Here is a 16,962-nt window from a genome sequence, read left to right as displayed (position 1 = left end):
TGCCCTAAAAAATATCCATGCAAAACATGTTAATACAAAAGTGACACCTATTTGAAAAATCTCTTTTATACTTGGCAACATTTTATTTGAAGCAACAACATCAATATGATTTCTATTATTATTAGTTAATAGTAATGGCAGAAAAAATAATGCATTTAAAAATCCCCAAACAATGAATGTCCAATTGGCACCATGCCAAAATCCACTCACCAAGAATATTATAAATGTATTGCGGACTTTCATCCATTTACCTCCTTTGCTTCCTCCTAAGGGAATATAAACGTAATCTCTAAACCAAGTAGATAAAGAAATATGCCAACGTCTCCAAAACTCAGCAATATCTCTAGAAAAATATGGAGTCGCAAAGTTTTGCATTAAATTAAAACCAAATAATTTAGCAGTTCCTATAGCGATATCGGAATATCCAGAAAAATCACCATAAATTTGAAATGCAAATAACACAGCTCCTAATATTAAAGTAGGACTATTATAATCTTGAGGTGCATCAAAAATTTGATTGACATAAACCGCACAATTATCTGCTATAACCATCTTTTTAAATAATCCCCAAAGAATTTGGCGCATTCCGTCTGAAGCTAAATCATAGGAGAACTTTCTTTTAACCTTAAATTGTGGTAATAAATTTTTTGCGCGCTCAATTGGACCTGCTACTAATTGTGGAAAAAAGCTTACATAAGCAAAAAACTCAATAACATTCTTTGTAGGCTCTAATTTTTTTCGATACACATCAATAGTGTAACTCATGGTTTGAAACGTGTAAAAACTGATTCCTACTGGTAGAATGATCTGAAGCGAAGACAAATGCATGTTAATACCAATTGACTCAAAAGCCAGCTTAAAATTATCGATAAAGAAATTATAGTATTTAAAATATCCTAAAAAACCTAAGTTAACGAGCATACTTATATACAATAATAGCTTCCGTTTTCTTTGCTCTTGGGTTCTATCTAATCGCAAACCAATATTATAATCTACAAATGAACTAAACGCTATAAGTGCAAGAAATCGCCAATCCCACCAGCCATAAAAAACATAACTTATAACCAGCAAAAATAAATTTTGAAGTTTTAAATGTTTATTGAAAACAAACCAGTACAACAGAAAAACCGTTGGAAGAAATATTAAATATTCAAATGAGTTAAATAGCATAACTAATTATTTTTTTGGAATGAAACCAAGCACTCAACATTACAATTGTATTGCGGTATCTTTTGCAAAAGTGGGTTTATCAAATATGTCTAATTTCATAAATAACTAGTTATTTATTTTTTCTGAAATATTTTTAAAAAAATACTCTATTCCGTCTGAATTTAGATGATGTTCATCATAATAATATTTTTTTTCCTTTATCATATTAGAAAAATCGTAAAAATCTACTTCTTCTACAAACCGATTTTTTAATAGGCTATTTTTTAACAAATCATGTCCTGGCCATTCACCAAATAAAGCAGGTGGAATTATAATTTTTAAGTTTATTTTATTTTGATCACAGAGATTTTTTAAACGCATTAAAGTTTTTTCATTTTGATTTATACCATCAAATCCGTTTGGATAATATAACTTAAACATTTTTTTTAATTTAAGATGATCTATTGAGTCTATTATCTTCGTCTTTCTAGAATCAGAAATTGGCTTCAGAGTTATCCAAGTTTTAGTATTATATTTAGTTTTAACAAAATTAAAAAGTCGCTTATACTTATTAGGAGCCTCGTAAGTGAGGTATCTCATATAAAAATCAAAATCTAAAGGTTCATCATTAAAAGTATTCGTGGCAGAATCTAAGTGACTAGTTAGAAATAAGGTTGGTGATAGTACTAGAATCACATTTGTAATATCAACATCCTTGTCTATGTAATATTTAAGATAAAAGACTTGATCATTTAAACCACACTTACCACCTCCTTTTGCTAAATTTAGAATTGAACTATCTAGTAGATTCTGAAGTATTTTATAATTACTTCCTCTTGAGTAAATCCTGGCATGAGAAATTCCCATAAATGCAAAGTCATAGCTCTCTTTTTTAGGAAATATATTTACACTATTTTTTGTATTTGAATTATCAAAATCTCTAGATGAAACATATATAGATAGTAAATAGGCCCCTAAATAAAATCCGAAAACCAATACAAAACCATAAAGACTTATTTTTTTTAGAAATTTTCTCATTTAGAAGTCAAAATAAATAAATTCGGTTAATTCAAAATTACCAAAAGTTAGTATTAAAAAAGCGACTATAGCATATATCATTCTCATTTTAATAACAGAATCTGATGGAGAATACTGCAATGCAAAGCTTCTTTCTCTATGTCCCCATTCTAATAAAACCATTAGCGCTATAACTAATAGTACTTTAACTGGCAAGATTGCCTCTGAAGATTGAAATGTACCAATCTCTTGTAAATAATTTAATGCACTCGACATATTTTTAGCCCTAAAAAATATCCATGCAAAACATGTTAATACAAAAGTGACACCTATTTGAAAAATCTCTTTTATACTTGGCAACATTTTATTTGAAGCAACAACATCAATATGATTTCTATTATTATTAGTTAATAGTAATGGCAGAAAAAATAATGCATTTAAAAATCCCCAAACAATGAATGTCCAATTGGCACCATGCCAAAATCCACTCACCAAGAATATTATAAATGTATTGCGGACTTTCATCCATTTACCTCCTTTGCTTCCTCCTAAGGGAATATAAACGTAATCTCTAAACCAAGTAGATAAAGAAATATGCCAACGTCTCCAAAACTCAGCAATATCTCTAGAAAAATATGGAGTCGCAAAGTTTTGCATTAAATTAAAACCAAATAATTTAGCAGTTCCTATAGCGATATCGGAATATCCAGAAAAATCACCATAAATTTGAAATGCAAATAACACAGCTCCTAATATTAAAGTAGGACTATTATAATCTTGAGGTGCATCAAAAATTTGATTGACATAAACCGCACAATTATCTGCTATAACCATCTTTTTAAATAATCCCCAAAGAATTTGGCGCATTCCGTCTGAAGCTAAATCATAGGAGAACTTTCTTTTAACCTTAAATTGTGGTAATAAATTTTTTGCGCGCTCAATTGGACCTGCTACTAATTGTGGAAAAAAGCTTACATAAGCAAAAAACTCAATAACATTCTTTGTAGGCTCTAATTTTTTTCGATACACATCAATAGTGTAACTCATGGTTTGAAACGTGTAAAAACTGATTCCTACTGGTAGAATAATCTGAAGCGAAGACAAATGCATGTTAATACCAATTGACTCAAAAGCCAGCTTAAAATTATCGATAAAGAAATTATAGTATTTAAAATATCCTAAAAAACCTAAGTTAACGAGCATACTTATATACAATAATAGCTTCCGTTTTCTTTGCTCTTGGGTTCTATCTAATCGCAAACCAATATTATAATCTACAAATGAACTAAACGCTATAAGTGCAAGAAATCGCCAATCCCACCAGCCATAAAAAACATAACTTATAACCAGCAAAAATAAATTTTGAAGTTTTAAATGTTTATTGAAAACAAACCAGTACAACAGAAAAACCGTTGGAAGAAATATTAAATATTCAAATGAGTTAAATAGCATAATTAAAACATCTTTTTATAAACCTCAACTGTTTGTTGCGCCACATTTCGCCATGTTAAATGTGATACTGAAGCTTTAATTATTTCTGTTTTTTCTGAAAGTGATTGACGTTTCTCATACAAACCAATAATAAGTTCTGCTAAGGACGCTGGAGTTTCTTTTGGCATAACCCAACCCGTTTCTCCTTCTAGTACCACATCTCTGACTCCATGCTTTTGTCCTACAACAATTGGAATACCACATGCTAAAGCTTCTGCAGCTGCATTGCCAAAAGATTCCACATAAGATGTGGATATATATAGATTTGCACTTCTAAATGTATTTATTAGTTCTGCATAAGGCTGCATTATATTAAAGTTAGATTCTTTTGGTATTTTGCCTGTTAAAACTAACTTATCTAAAACATTGTATTTTGAGGCTAATGTAGTCAAGTTCTCTTTTGGCCCTACACACAGACATTTTATGTTTTTGTAATCTTTGAGCTTTTCTAACGCCTCAAACAACAATTCCATTCGTTTCACTGGTCTATTTCTACCTACTGTAATAATTACAAAATCGTCTTGAGACAGACCATATTTAGTCCTAAAATCTTGATAAGGTATATTATTAATCTCATTAATTAGAATACCATTAGGTATCACAGATATTTTACCTATATCTGCTCCTAACTCTAACAAGTTTTCTTTATTAATTTCACTTACTGCAATTATTTGATTAGAGTATTTAATTGCCTGTTTGAGCTTAGCAAGGCTGCCTGCTTCTAACTGCGCTCCATAACCAATTTCTTTCACCAATTGAACATCTGAACCTCTGGAATGTACAACTGCAGGAATATTTAGCTTCTTGGAAAGTTTTACAGCTTCAAAACCCCCTCCATGAAGCATTGGTCCATGCAAAACATTAATATTATTTTCTTTTATCATTTTTAACTGATTTCGCTCAAAAAGAAACGGAGTAAAAACAGAAAAACTTTTTGATCTATAACACGGATAAGGATACTGAAACGTTTTAGGCACTTCTGGCATTGTACTGCAGGCAACCGCTGCCGAAACTCCTTCCATTGATTGCATATTTTTCACAAGATTATGCACAGCTATTTCCATACCACCTAAACGAGGGTAATGATTACTTGTTAGAACACCTACATTAACCATTCTTAAAACTTGGTTTTAATTTCTGAAAGACCTAATGACGAAAAGTTATCTTTAGAGGTTACCCAACTTAAATAAGCATCTAACCTATCTAAGATTTTATCTACAGCTGCTTCATTTAAACTATAAGGACTCATACCCACTTCAAATTCATTACTATGGAACATCATACATAAAAAGACATCACTTCCTTTTGCTTGTTTTACCATATCATTTGTAATGCTTTTCATTTGATCTATGTCTGCATACGTAGGTCTTAACCATCTTGGTTTAGAAAATTGCGTTAAATAATTAAAGATAATATGTTGGTAAGATTTATCTACCATTATACCTCTTTTAATCCACAAAGGAACATTCAATACTCTCTTATGAACTACCGTGACAGGAACTTGTAAAATACTTAATTTACCGTGACGTCGAAAATCTTTTTCAGACGGAAAATAAGGTTGGTAAGGTGCTCCAAAGAAATTAATCACCTGTTTACTTTCTTTATTTTTTATTGTAAAATCTGGAGTTACAGAGCTATCTACTAAATATCCTAAGTCTTGCAAAAATTTTAAAGAGTACTTACTAATTCCAAAACGACCAGCTCTAAAAGAAAGTGGCCGATAACCAAATGTTTCAATAAACAAATTGGTTAAATTTACAAGCTTAGCCTTTTCAATTTCTGGGTCAAAATTACTTTGAAATTCTTTAGTAGTGTCAGACGTAAAATTGGCTTGTGGCTCTATAAACTCTGCATGCAAATGAGTTCCGAGTTCCACTTTGCTGTCAAATTTTTTTAATATTTCTACAGATCTTTCATCCCTTATAATTTCGGGACTTAAAAGGTAGGTTGCTTTTACATTATATTTATCAAATAACGGCTGTAATCGATTAACCACGCCATTGTACATGTTATGAAATGACATGGGTTGCTTCACTTTCCATTTTGCGCCTTTGTCGCATTCGGTATCAATTGTTATACTTAAATATATATTTGAATTCATGCTACTATTCGTTTTTATCTATTCGCATGTAATGCATATTTTCTAATTCTGAATAAGGTATTTTAAAATCTGTATTTATGATATACAACAATGTACTTGAGCCCGCTTTAGATATTTTGTAATTGTTATCTTCAAGCATTTTTTTAATACCTTTAAAGTTATTATGAATGCTATTTATCTTTATAATGTTTTTATTTAGAGTAGCTAAGTCAGAGGTGTATTTTAGTAATTGATTAAGGTACTTCATTTCCTGATTGTAGATCGCATCAACAATATAAAGCATGTTATTAGACCTTTTAACAACCATTACTGCCTGTATTTTTTTATGTGCATCGAAAGCTCCATATATCTTATAACTCCCAGTGGTATCATCTAATCTCCATTTTAAATATGCTTGAGATTTCTCGCAAGTTATTGCATATTTATTTTTTTGATTCGTATAAAACTTAGCATAATCTTCAATAGCTATTTCCTTGATGTTATCTTTTTGTTTTATGGCAAGTTTACCAAATACATTTAAAAACAAGTTATAACCTTTCATTAATGGGTGATTATACCGTATTCTTTTAGAAGCTTTAGTAGACGAAAAAAAATCCTCAAAACCTAATTTATAAAAGGCTTTCCTAGACTTATCATTTCCTGTTCCGTAAATAAATGAAACATCTCTACTAGTACAAAATTCATTTACATGACTGAGTAACTTTTCAAACAAGCCTAACCGCCTATAATCATTATGAGTAGCACCATCTGACAGCAGTGCAAAGCGACAAGGCTTTCCCATAATAATCATTTCATTTACAATAATTTGCAATGTAGCAATACATAAGTTATCATTAAAAACACAAAATGTATATTCCTCAATACCATATTCTTGAGTTACATTGTGTTTCCATTGGTAATAATCCAAGCCCTTACCAAAACTACCTTCTAATAAATCTAGACATTGATTAACTTCAGTTTTGGATGTTTTATCTAGTAGTGTTACTTGATGCATATAGTATTAACTTATAAAATTATTTGTTTTTTTTGATCTTTAATTTAATAAGTATATTATCAAACAGTTCTCTTTTTAAACTTCTCAATATAATTACAAAAATAATAGACCCTATGATCAGTTGTATTATTAACCCAATTACTGGCTTTATATCCAAGAAATTAATACTATACACTGGAATAAATACTATTATAGCAATTAATACTGCGTCCTTAATCGTAGATAATGCTGCATTCTTTTGCTCTAGTGCTTTGTTATAATAGATAGACGTATAAATCCACCCAAATAAAGCACCTAATAGATAGCCAATCATTAAACCATAAATACCTAAATCTTGCATTAAAATATACATGATTGGCAATGAGAACACTACCTCTACTATCGTTGACACAAATATAACTTTAGATTTTCCTTTAGATATTATAGCACTTCTTAAAATATGAGACAACCCTCTCAATAACCCAACTACAGAGAGTACCATTAAGTAGCTCCCTGCCTCTTGCCATTTTTCACCATAAAATGTAAAAATCAAATTCTGACTTATCGCCATAAGCATCACCATAAAGGGTATAAAAACTAATGATGTATAGCCCAAAGCAAGCGTATAGTTCGCTCTAAATTTTTCTGCATGATATTGTATTTTAGAAAAACCTGGTGTTAAAACTGATGTTAAAACGGATTGAATTTTACTCGCTGGCACAATAGCCAAATTAAAAGCTATATTAAAGAGTCCCATAACTTCCTTTCCGAGAAATCTTCCTGTAAGCATACCGATCATGTTCTCCGCAAAAAAATACACCATTTGTGCACCCATCATATTTATACCAAAATTAAATAAAGGTTTTATACCTCTAAATTCTGGTTTTCCAGGTAACCATTTTCCATAGTAAAACGATAGAGCACCATAAATTAATCGTTGCAAAATTAATCTCCACACTAAGGACCAAACACCAAAACCATAAAGCGCCATTATAATAGCAGCTATATTAGATGTCACCATAGAAACAATTTCTGCAATCGAAAAGCTTTTAAACTCCATACGCTTGCGCAATATAATATTTGGAAACTGAAACGTTTGTATAAAAATAACAAATGCTATTACTTGAATAATTGGCACTAAATCAGGCTCTTCGAAGAACGATGCAGCTAAACCTGATCCAAAATAAACGACTGCAGTTAGAACTATATTGAGAGCCAATTGAATGTAAAAAATGCCGGATATTTGCTCTTTTGTAATCTCCTGACTTTGTATAATAGCTGATCCAAAACCAATACTCGTCATCGCTTTAACAAAGCGATTTACAATAAGTGCCATAGCTACTAATCCAAAATCACCACGGGTTAATAGTCTTGCCAAAACAATGGTGAACACAATTTGTAAGACTTGCTGAATAACATCCGCAGATCCACGCCAAGCAATACCACCTATAACTTGTTTTTTTAATGTCTTTTGCTGCACGATTGGGTTGAAATTAAATTTAGAAATCTAAAAAGTTTTGCGGTGTAAATATATCTAATCATATAGACTATCAATGTGTTATATCAAAAATTTAATGTTCTAAAACTAACATTTTAGTAACAAAAATGAGTCTATTTTCTCACCAAAAACCAATTGTTCAATAATTCCTTTCTATTATACAACATACACTCTTTTGTACTCCAGTCTATCACCTCAAAACCTGCATGTTCGCAAATGGCCTGACCTGCAGCCGTATCCCATTCCATGGTTGGTGCAAACCTTGGGTAACAATCTGCTTGCCCTTCTGCAACCATACACAATTTTAATGAGCTTCCTTTAGAAATTAAGTTGACATCACCATGCTTTTCTCGCATCTCAGAAACATAAGTTTCCGTTTCAGGCGACATGTGAGAACGGCTTGCTACAACAGTAAACGTTTTATTTTCTCTTTCTAGAGGTAATTTACTAGCTTGACTTACTAAAGTGTCTACATTATAATCTTCGAGATTCACCGATACTTTATATGCACCGCTGTCACTAGTTGAAAAATAAAGATCCCCTAAAACAGGTACATAAATAACACCAATTACTGTTTTTTGGTTTTCTATGAGTGCAATGTTTACCGTAAACTCACCGTTGCGTTTAATAAACTCTTTGGTACCATCAATAGGATCTACAATCCATAATTGACCCCAATCCTTTCTTTCATTGTAAGGAATAGATTTACCTTCTTCTGACAACACCGGAATGCCTGTAGCACTTAAGTGCGACATAATTACATTGTGCGATGCTACGTCTGCTTTGGTTAATGGTGAATTATCGCCTTTAATTTCCACCTGAAAATCATCGGAATGATAGATATCTAGAATTGCTTTTCCAGCCTCTAAAGCAGCAATTATTGCTGTTTTTAAATTTTTATTCATGTCAAATAATTAAATAATCATCCCAGCACCAATGGTTTCATTGGTTTGCTCATCAATAATAATAACACTACCTGTTTGACGATTCTTTTTATACGCATCGTAAAACATTGGTTTAGCGGTTCGGATAGACAATCGAGCAATCTCGTTCATCTCCACTTTATCTATATTTTCAATGCGGTGTAAGGTATTGATATCGATTTTATATTTTAACTCTTTTACCATACCAATAGATTCGTTAGTGGTATGTTTAATTACAACTTTGGTGCGTGCATGTATAGGAGTTGTACTCATCCAAGTCACTAACACCTCTAAATCTTGCCCTATTTCTGGCACATTATTTTCGCGCACAATCATATCTCCACGACTGTTGTCTATTTCGTCTTCTAGTGTCATGGTTACAGACATCGGTGCAAATGCTTCCGAAATTTGTTCTCCATTAAGCTCAATAGTTTTTATGGTAGACACAAAACCTGAAGGTAATGACTTTACTTTGTCACCTGGCTTAAAAACACCACCATCAATACGACCAGCAAAACCTCTATAATCTTGATTTTCTAAAGTATGAGGACGAATTACAGACTGGATAGGAAAACGACAATCTACCAAGTTATGATCACTTGAAATATGAACGGTTTCTAAATGGTACATCAACGTACTTCCGCCATACCAATCCATTTTCTCTGAACGGTTAACCACATTATCACCATTTAAGGCTGAAATTGGAATAAACTGAATATCGTTAATCCCTAATTTAGACGAAAACGCCTTAAAATCTGAAACGATATTATTATAAATTTCTTCACTATAATCTACCAGATCCATTTTGTTAACACATACGATAGCATGAGGAATACGTAATAAAGACGCAATAAATGCATGTCTATGCGTTTGCTCCAACATCCCTTTACGCGCATCAATCAATATAATAGCAAGGTTTGCCGTAGATGCACCTGTCACCATATTTCTGGTATACTGTATATGACCAGGTGTGTCTGCAATGATAAATTTACGCTTTGGTGTTGCAAAATAGCGATATGCCACATCGATTGTAATACCTTGCTCACGTTCTGATTTTAAACCATCTGTAAGTAGGGATAAATCTACATAATCGAACCCCTTAGATTTACTAGATTCCTCAACGGCATCTAATTGGTCTTGAAAAATTGATTTACTATCATACAACAAACGTCCAATTAATGTACTTTTTCCATCATCTACACTACCTGCCGTTGTAAAACGCAATAATTCTATATCTTGATAATCCATTTTTAATCCTTGTTAGTTGTTAGTTGCTAGGCTTTAGTACATTTAATTAATCTGATCTCTAAAGTCTCAACCTAATTTCTATTTATATTTTAAAAGTAACCTTGTTTTTTACGATCTTCCATGGCTGTTTCTGCACGTTTATCATCTGCACGTCCACCACGCTCTGTTGTTCTAGTTGTTGCAATTTCCTCGATAATCTTATCTAAATTATCAGCTTCAGATTCTACCGCTCCAGTAATAGGCATATCACCACAAGTACGGTAACGAATGGTCATATTTACAACTTCCTCGTTTTCCTTTAACTTAATAAATTCTGAATTTGCTAATATCACACCATCTCTAACCACACAATCTCGTTGGTGAGAAAAATAAAGTGATGGTAAATCAATGTTTTCTAATTTAATGTATTCCCATACATCCATTTCTGTCCAGTTAGAAATAGGAAACACTCTAAAATGCTCTCCGTAATTTTTACGTCCATTAAACAGATTCCACAATTCTGGTCTTTGATTTTTAGGATCCCATTGCCCAAATTCATCTCTATGAGAAAAGAAACGTTCTTTAGCACGAGCTTTTTCTTCATCACGTCTTGCACCACCCATTGCTGCATCTACTTTATAAGCTTCAAGTGTATCTAACAGAGACACAATTTGCAGTGAATTACGAGAGGCATCTGCACCTGTTTCTTCTTTTGCCCTACCATTATCTATCGCTTCTTGTACCGACCCTACAATGAGTTTTACACCTAATTTTTCGACCAAAGCATCACGAAAAGCTATTGTTTCAGGAAAATTATGACCTGTATCAATATGTATTAAAGGAAAAGGTATTTTTGCAGGAAAAAAGGCTTTTTTAGCTAAATGCGTTAGCAAAATAGAATCTTTACCTCCAGAAAATAATAATACTGGATTTTCAAATTGCGCTGCAATTTCTCTAATCACAAAAATAGCTTCTGATTCTAATTCTTTTAAATGATTAATTACGTAATTACTCATGTTTTTTATTTTAATTTTTGAATAATAAAGTCTAAAATGGTTTGAACAGATGTGTCCACATCTTGATGGTCTGTTACAATTTCTATATCTGGGTTAACAGGTGCCTCGTAAGGAGCCGAAATCCCTGTCATATTTTTAATTTCTCCTGCTCGTGCTTTTTTATATAAGCCCTTAACATCTCTTCGCTCACATTCCGCTAATGAGGTATTAATATATATTTCAATAAAATTATCTACTCCTACAATGTTTTTTATATTCTCTCGGTCCTCAATATAAGGTGATACAAAAGCAGCTAAAGTTACCACACCAGCATCCACCATTAAATGACCAATTTCTGCTATTCGTCTAATATTCTCAGTACGATCTTCTGGAGCAAAGCTTAAATCCTTATTAATGCCTTGTCTAATATTATCACCATCCAAACTAAATGTTGAAATGCCCTTTTTATGAAGCTCCATCTCAACCAAATTAGCCAATGTAGATTTACCAGAACCTGATAATCCTGTAAACCAAAGTAAAAAAGAGCGATGTCCATTTAGCTTCTCACGATCTTTTTTTGTGATTTTATAATCATGTCTAACTGTATTTAAGCTCATAATTCACTAGCGTTTTTTAACTGTCTTCTTTCTTTTCTTCTGTCCAGACCATAATTAATTCGGTACCATAATTTCTCGTGCCCAAAATACAATAACATTTTTGTAATCACCTCAGCACCACCTATTTTAAGACCCGTTAAAGGATTTCCAGTGATTATCCAGCCTAAGACTATTGTATCTAACGTACCTACTCCTCGCCAAGAAAATGTTTTTAAAATATGACGCTTATTTGATTCTTTTATAGTGGATTTAAACCAGACTCTTTCATGCACATAATACAACAACATTTTAGTCACCAATTCAAAAAGCCCCATTTTAAGACCAACAGACATATCGTTTGATATAAACCAAGACAAAAGAAGTGTATCTAAAGTACCTACAATACGCCAAGTAATGGTTTTTGCAAAATGACGTTTACTAAATTTCACCCTTCAATATTCTTAAAATTTCACAATAATCCATCTCATTAAATTAATCCGTATAGCTAAAATATAAATTCAACAAATAATTTACGATATAACGTCTTAAAAAAACCTCAATATTATACCAATCATTAATAAAGTGAGCAAAAGTACTTAAATACCAACTCTTAACCACATAAAAGATTGATATAATTGTAACAACTATCACCATAATTGAAGCTTTCATAAAAAACAATACATTTTATTATAATATCAATCATAGTTATTTAATAATGTTACGAATCTAAAAGAATTGAAATAACAGTTTAAAACTTACCAATTAAAAATAGTTAATATATATGTACAAATGATATTACACTTCATTTATCAAAATAAGAATAACGTAATTATTGTAGGAATAAAGCTTCTAAATATTGCCTTTCGCCGAAGAAATATGCGTTTTTGTTTTTTTTATTAAGAATTTCACTTATCTTTGCGCATTCAAAACTATCATAAAAACTTACTTGTAAAAACCTTAAAACAAGTAGTATATGATTAATTAAAAAAAATCATGAAAAAGACTTACGTTTTTTATTTATTGGTTACCTTATTTTCTTTAGGATTTAGCCAAACACCGATTGTCACAATAGATCGCGCCAACATTACTGGTCCGACAACCACAGGGAATGACCCTTCCATATCATCCACTGGCTTCACTAGAGGCTCAGGCATAGACCTGTCTAATCCAGGCGCAGCAAACCACACATCAAACCATTGGGATGCAACTACACAAGCTGATGCTGTAACTAATAATGAATATATTGAATGGTCAGTAACTGCAAGTGCAGACAACAGTATTGAAATTACTGAATTTGATATTATTACAAGAAGAAACACTGATGGACCAGCTAGCTGGCAAGTGTTTTATAGTTTAGATAATTTTAGCACTGCTGGTATTGCACTGATCCCAGTACAAGCAAATCCTACAACAGCGACGGCTGAAAACTTCAATGGGCTAAGTGTTAATTCTGGCACAGCAGGAACAATTACGTTCCGCTTATACGCATGGAATGCTGCCAACGCTAATCATTGGTTTAGAATTCCCGGTAGAGGAGCATGGTCTGCCTATGGAATTTCGAGTCCTGGACTTCGGTTAATAGGAAACATTACAACGACTTCTGTTAATAGCACTGATTCAGACATTATAGCTACTAGCTTTAATCCTTCTGACAATATTGATTATTCAACTTACAGTACAACTTCTGGACTCACAATATCTAACTCTATTAAAGTAGGTGAATTTACCATACGAGATGGAGGATCTACGCTATCAGACACAGATGCGTTACCAACTATTTTAAATGATCTAGAGTTCAATATTACTAACAGTGATCTTATTGCAACATTAGCAATTTTTGACGGAGCTCTAAATGTTACCGAAACTTCCGTTACCTCAGACACTGCAACATTTTCTGGGATTCCAAGTTTAAGCGCACTAGACAATAGTTCAAAAACTTTTGATGTTTACGCAACTTTTAAATCATTTGTGATTGACAACACACAATTTCAATTATCAATCGCTACAGCATCTGCTGATGTAACAAATGGATCGTCATTTGACGCTTTTGATGCAGGAGGTGCACAGACACCAATTAATGGAGATGACAACAGAATAGAAGTTACCGCAAGTGCTAATATATTTGGACAACAACCTATTGATGTTAATCAGTTTGAAACCATGAAACCTTTCCCTACAATTTTAGCTGTAGACTCAAATGGTAACCAAGACTTAGATTACAATAATAGTGTTACAATTCTTAGTACTGATGGTGACTTAGAACCTTCTTTCATCATCTACCCAATAATCAATGGTATTGCTACACTAAATACACTTGTTTTTACAAAGCGTGAAGTTGTTGCATTTCTTGTTGCTATTGGTAATCCTTTAGCTAGTGCTACAAGTGCTTCATTTAACGTAAATGGACCATTAATAAATATAGCAAAACAAGATTTTGATGGCTTCACTCCAGAATGGACATATACAACAAACACCACAACATTTGATAATGGATGGGGAGTTGATGGTTATTACGGAGTAATAGATAGCGCTATTGCATCTCCTTTAGACAATGTTGACTTTTCAAATAACATATTTGGAGAAAATGATTTAGACGATGAGGGCAATGGAGCAAGTGGCTATGCAACCTTAGCATTCCACCCAATTGATATAAGCGCATTTGACAATGCCAGACTAACATTTGACTGGGACATCCATGGCTATGATAATAATAGCGATGATGCACAATATAGATTAATTTATGATGGCGTTAATCAACCACTAGTATTTCTATTAAACGGAAATGACGGCATTGAAACAGACCAAGGCACTGTAACTATAGACATACCAAATACCGTAAATACCATTGCTCTAGAAATCAGAGTAAGAAACGATGGAGAAAACGGTTATTCTGGTTTCGACAACTTTAGATTATCGAGTGTATTTGACGGACTAATATACGTTGATGATGGCACATCTGTAGGATGGGAGCCAAGCGCGCCAGACAATACAACCGGAAGCCAAAATGCTTATGTATATAGCGGAACTTACAATGTAGGTACTAATATTCAAATTAATGATTTCTTTATTAGAAATGGAGCCACAACAACGGTGTCTGCTGGTCAATCCATTACAGCAAATGCTGGCATACGTAATAACGGAACATTAGAATTAAACTCAGTTTCAACATCTTACTCAAGCTTAATTACAGATAAAGTATATGGAGACGTTATTTACAATCGTCATGTAAACAATAATGATAGTGATTCTGCAACAGGAAATAACGATTTAGTTTCTGCACCTGTTACCAACGCCAATCAAACAGTTGCAGTACTCACAGCTAATAACCCTATCCCAACTGGTACAATAGGAGGAGTACCTTCAGTTTTATTTGGCCCTTTCGATAATGGCATTAATAATTATATCAATTACCCAACGGCAGACGTGACTACAGTATTAACCGCTGGTACAGGTTATAGAACAGCCTCAGATTCTAATCTTTACCCTACTGGTACCACATTTGAATTTGTTGGTAACGTTGAAACAGGCACTCTTGCCGTACCAATTGCAGTAGGAGCAAGTAGTAGATCTAATCTAATAGGAAACCCTTACCCATCTTATATTACATTATCATCATTTTTAGCTGCTAATAATACTCAATTTAACCCAACAAGCTCTGGTATTTATGGTTATATTGGCAATATAACAACTGGCTTTAAAGTATGGAACCAAGCGTACTCTGACGCTCATCCAACTGCTAAAATAACTCCCGGTCAAGGATTCTTTGTGAATTCTAAAACTGGTGGTGGCACCATTAATTTCACTCCTGCCATGCGAACTATTGGTACTACAGATGATTTTATTGCTGGCAGATCTGCTAACCTTAATTTAGCGTATGCGAATCTTCAAATTTCTAAAGGTCAAGACCTATACCAAACTGACATCTATTTTAATGACAATGCAACTTTAAGCATGGATGCTGGTTATGATGCCGAAATGATTAACAATACAGCACCAAGTTTTGCTATCTACTCACATCTGGTAGAAGACAATTTAGGAAACGATTTGGCTGCACAATCGGTGAGTTTTACAGATTTAGAAAATGTAACTATCCCATTAGGAATCAACATCGCACAAGGAGAACAAGCCGTTATAAGTATTTCTGAAAGCGACTTCCCAGAAGACACTTCTGTAATATTAGAAGATAACATCTCTAACACATTCACAAACTTACTTGAGAGTGACTATACATTTACATCTTCAACTACCTTAAATGATACAGGTCGTTTCTATGTCCACTTTTCAAGAAGTACATTAGGAATCAATGAAAACATTGTAAATGGTTTAGAAATATACAGTAACGCAACTTCAAGATCAATTGAGGTAAAAGGCCAATTAAATAATTTAACAACGCTTCGTTTATATGATATACAAGGTCGATTAATAAAATCGAACATATTAGATTCTAAGCAAACTGAAAATAGTATGGATGTTTCTGATCTTACTACTGGAATATATATTGTTGAATTACAAAATACTTCAGGTGTTTTAAAAACCCAAAAAGTGATTATCAAATAATAAAAAAAGTTTATCTACAACAAAGCGCATCTTTACAGGATGCGCTTTTTTTATGCCCTAAATTTGAAATAGAAACTGACAATTAAACACACCTATTCACCTGAACTTAAAGAAAATAAACACCACTAATCGACAAAATATTTTTTTTGCTAAAAAACCATCAATTCTCTTAAATTTTAATCACTTATTAAAACTATTCTCAATATAACATTTAAATAATAATTACTTCACAAAAACGAAACGCCAAACAACTTATAATGAAGGAGTTAAACCTACAACTATTTAACTAACATAACTAAGACACAAACTATCGTTAACTATTTGTTAAAATAAAATTACCAAATGAATATTAACTTTTAGTATATTTGAGTCCCCTCATTCTTACACACTTAGCCCAATTTTTTACAAATTAACGACGAACACCATTTTTTTAAC

At 32.5% G+C, this 16,962-nt stretch carries 13 protein-coding genes; 1 reads left to right on the top strand and 12 read right to left on the bottom strand.

From position 1 onward, the window contains the following. The 12 genes from DFQ10_RS04140 to DFQ10_RS04085 form a co-directional block, all read right to left on the bottom strand. Nucleotides 1–1,170 (bottom strand): MBOAT family O-acyltransferase (locus DFQ10_RS04140; protein ID WP_147299180.1); only part of this gene is annotated, 1,170 nt, incomplete at its 3' end. A gap of 105 nt (nucleotides 1,171–1,275) precedes the next feature. Beyond that, nucleotides 1,276–2,187, bottom strand: a complete 912-nt coding sequence (locus tag DFQ10_RS04135; protein ID WP_115816101.1) for a hypothetical protein — start codon at nucleotides 2,185–2,187, stop codon at nucleotides 1,276–1,278. Next, nucleotides 2,188–3,618 carry an MBOAT family O-acyltransferase gene (locus DFQ10_RS04130; protein WP_115816100.1) on the bottom strand — a complete coding sequence of 477 codons (1,431 nt, stop codon included), beginning with the start codon at nucleotides 3,616–3,618 and terminating at the stop codon, nucleotides 2,188–2,190. Nucleotides 3,619–3,620: 2 nt separating this feature from the next. After that, nucleotides 3,621–4,772, bottom strand: coding sequence for a glycosyltransferase family 4 protein (locus DFQ10_RS04125; protein ID WP_115816099.1), 1,152 nt, complete (start codon nucleotides 4,770–4,772; stop codon nucleotides 3,621–3,623). Nucleotides 4,773–4,774: 2 nt separating this feature from the next. Next, complete coding sequence (locus tag DFQ10_RS04120) at nucleotides 4,775–5,758, bottom strand: polysaccharide deacetylase family protein (RefSeq protein WP_115816098.1); 984 nt, start codon at nucleotides 5,756–5,758, stop codon at nucleotides 4,775–4,777. Between the two features lie 4 nt (nucleotides 5,759–5,762). Next, on the bottom strand, nucleotides 5,763–6,752 hold the full coding sequence (locus tag DFQ10_RS04115) for a GNAT family N-acetyltransferase (RefSeq protein ID WP_115816097.1): 990 nt from the start codon (nucleotides 6,750–6,752) through the stop codon (nucleotides 5,763–5,765). A 19-nt stretch (nucleotides 6,753–6,771) separates the two neighbouring features. Further along, nucleotides 6,772–8,211: a lipopolysaccharide biosynthesis protein gene (locus tag DFQ10_RS04110; protein WP_115816096.1), complete on the bottom strand. Its 1,440-nt coding sequence runs from the start codon at nucleotides 8,209–8,211 to the stop codon at nucleotides 6,772–6,774. Between the two features lie 131 nt (nucleotides 8,212–8,342). After that, a complete protein-coding gene (cysQ, locus tag DFQ10_RS04105; RefSeq protein ID WP_115816095.1) occupies nucleotides 8,343–9,134 on the bottom strand; it encodes a 3'(2'),5'-bisphosphate nucleotidase CysQ in 792 nt (263 codons plus the stop codon). Between the two features lie 9 nt (nucleotides 9,135–9,143). Then, a complete protein-coding gene (locus DFQ10_RS04100; protein ID WP_115816094.1) occupies nucleotides 9,144–10,400 on the bottom strand; it encodes a sulfate adenylyltransferase subunit 1 in 1,257 nt (418 codons plus the stop codon). Nucleotides 10,401–10,489: 89 nt separating this feature from the next. Then, nucleotides 10,490–11,395, bottom strand: coding sequence for a sulfate adenylyltransferase subunit CysD (gene cysD / locus DFQ10_RS04095; protein ID WP_115816093.1), 906 nt, complete (start codon nucleotides 11,393–11,395; stop codon nucleotides 10,490–10,492). Between the two features lie 5 nt (nucleotides 11,396–11,400). Then, nucleotides 11,401–11,991 carry an adenylyl-sulfate kinase gene (gene cysC, locus DFQ10_RS04090; protein ID WP_115816092.1) on the bottom strand — a complete coding sequence of 197 codons (591 nt, stop codon included), beginning with the start codon at nucleotides 11,989–11,991 and terminating at the stop codon, nucleotides 11,401–11,403. After that, nucleotides 11,988–12,419 (bottom strand): DUF2061 domain-containing protein, encoded by a 432-nt coding sequence (locus tag DFQ10_RS04085; protein WP_115816091.1) that lies wholly within the window; start codon nucleotides 12,417–12,419, stop codon nucleotides 11,988–11,990. The genes cysC and DFQ10_RS04085 overlap by 4 nt, the downstream gene beginning before the upstream one ends. A gap of 544 nt (nucleotides 12,420–12,963) precedes the next feature. Between DFQ10_RS04085 and DFQ10_RS04080 the strand changes: the two genes are divergently transcribed. Next, a complete protein-coding gene (locus DFQ10_RS04080; protein WP_115816090.1) occupies nucleotides 12,964–16,527 on the top strand; it encodes a T9SS type A sorting domain-containing protein in 3,564 nt (1,187 codons plus the stop codon). The last annotated feature ends 435 nt before the right edge of the window (nucleotides 16,528–16,962 follow it).

It is taken from the genome of Winogradskyella eximia (assembly GCF_003386165.1).
GTDB lineage: Bacteria > Bacteroidota > Bacteroidia > Flavobacteriales > Flavobacteriaceae > Winogradskyella > Winogradskyella eximia.
The sequence above is the reverse complement of the archived record's forward strand: the minus strand, read 5'-3'. Positions and strand labels throughout refer to the sequence as shown.

Bases quoted from the DNA above. Each gene is read 5' to 3' on its own strand.
- DFQ10_RS04115 (WP_115816097.1), bottom strand. From the start codon at position 6,752: ATGCATCAAGTAACACTACTAGATAAAACATCCAAAACTGAAGTTAAT.
- cysQ (WP_115816095.1), bottom strand. From the start codon at position 9,134: ATGAATAAAAATTTAAAAACAGCAATAATTGCTGCTTTAGAGGCTGGA.
- DFQ10_RS04080 (WP_115816090.1), top strand. From the start codon at position 12,964: ATGAAAAAGACTTACGTTTTTTATTTATTGGTTACCTTATTTTCTTTA.
- DFQ10_RS04130 (WP_115816100.1), bottom strand. From the start codon at position 3,618: ATGCTATTTAACTCATTTGAATATTTAATATTTCTTCCAACGGTTTTT.
- DFQ10_RS04100 (WP_115816094.1), bottom strand. From the start codon at position 10,400: ATGGATTATCAAGATATAGAATTATTGCGTTTTACAACGGCAGGTAGT.
- cysD (WP_115816093.1), bottom strand. From the start codon at position 11,395: ATGAGTAATTACGTAATTAATCATTTAAAAGAATTAGAATCAGAAGCT.
- DFQ10_RS04135 (WP_115816101.1), bottom strand. From the start codon at position 2,187: ATGAGAAAATTTCTAAAAAAAATAAGTCTTTATGGTTTTGTATTGGTT.
- cysC (WP_115816092.1), bottom strand. From the start codon at position 11,991: ATGAGCTTAAATACAGTTAGACATGATTATAAAATCACAAAAAAAGAT.
- DFQ10_RS04120 (WP_115816098.1), bottom strand. From the start codon at position 5,758: ATGAATTCAAATATATATTTAAGTATAACAATTGATACCGAATGCGAC.
- DFQ10_RS04125 (WP_115816099.1), bottom strand. From the start codon at position 4,772: ATGGTTAATGTAGGTGTTCTAACAAGTAATCATTACCCTCGTTTAGGT.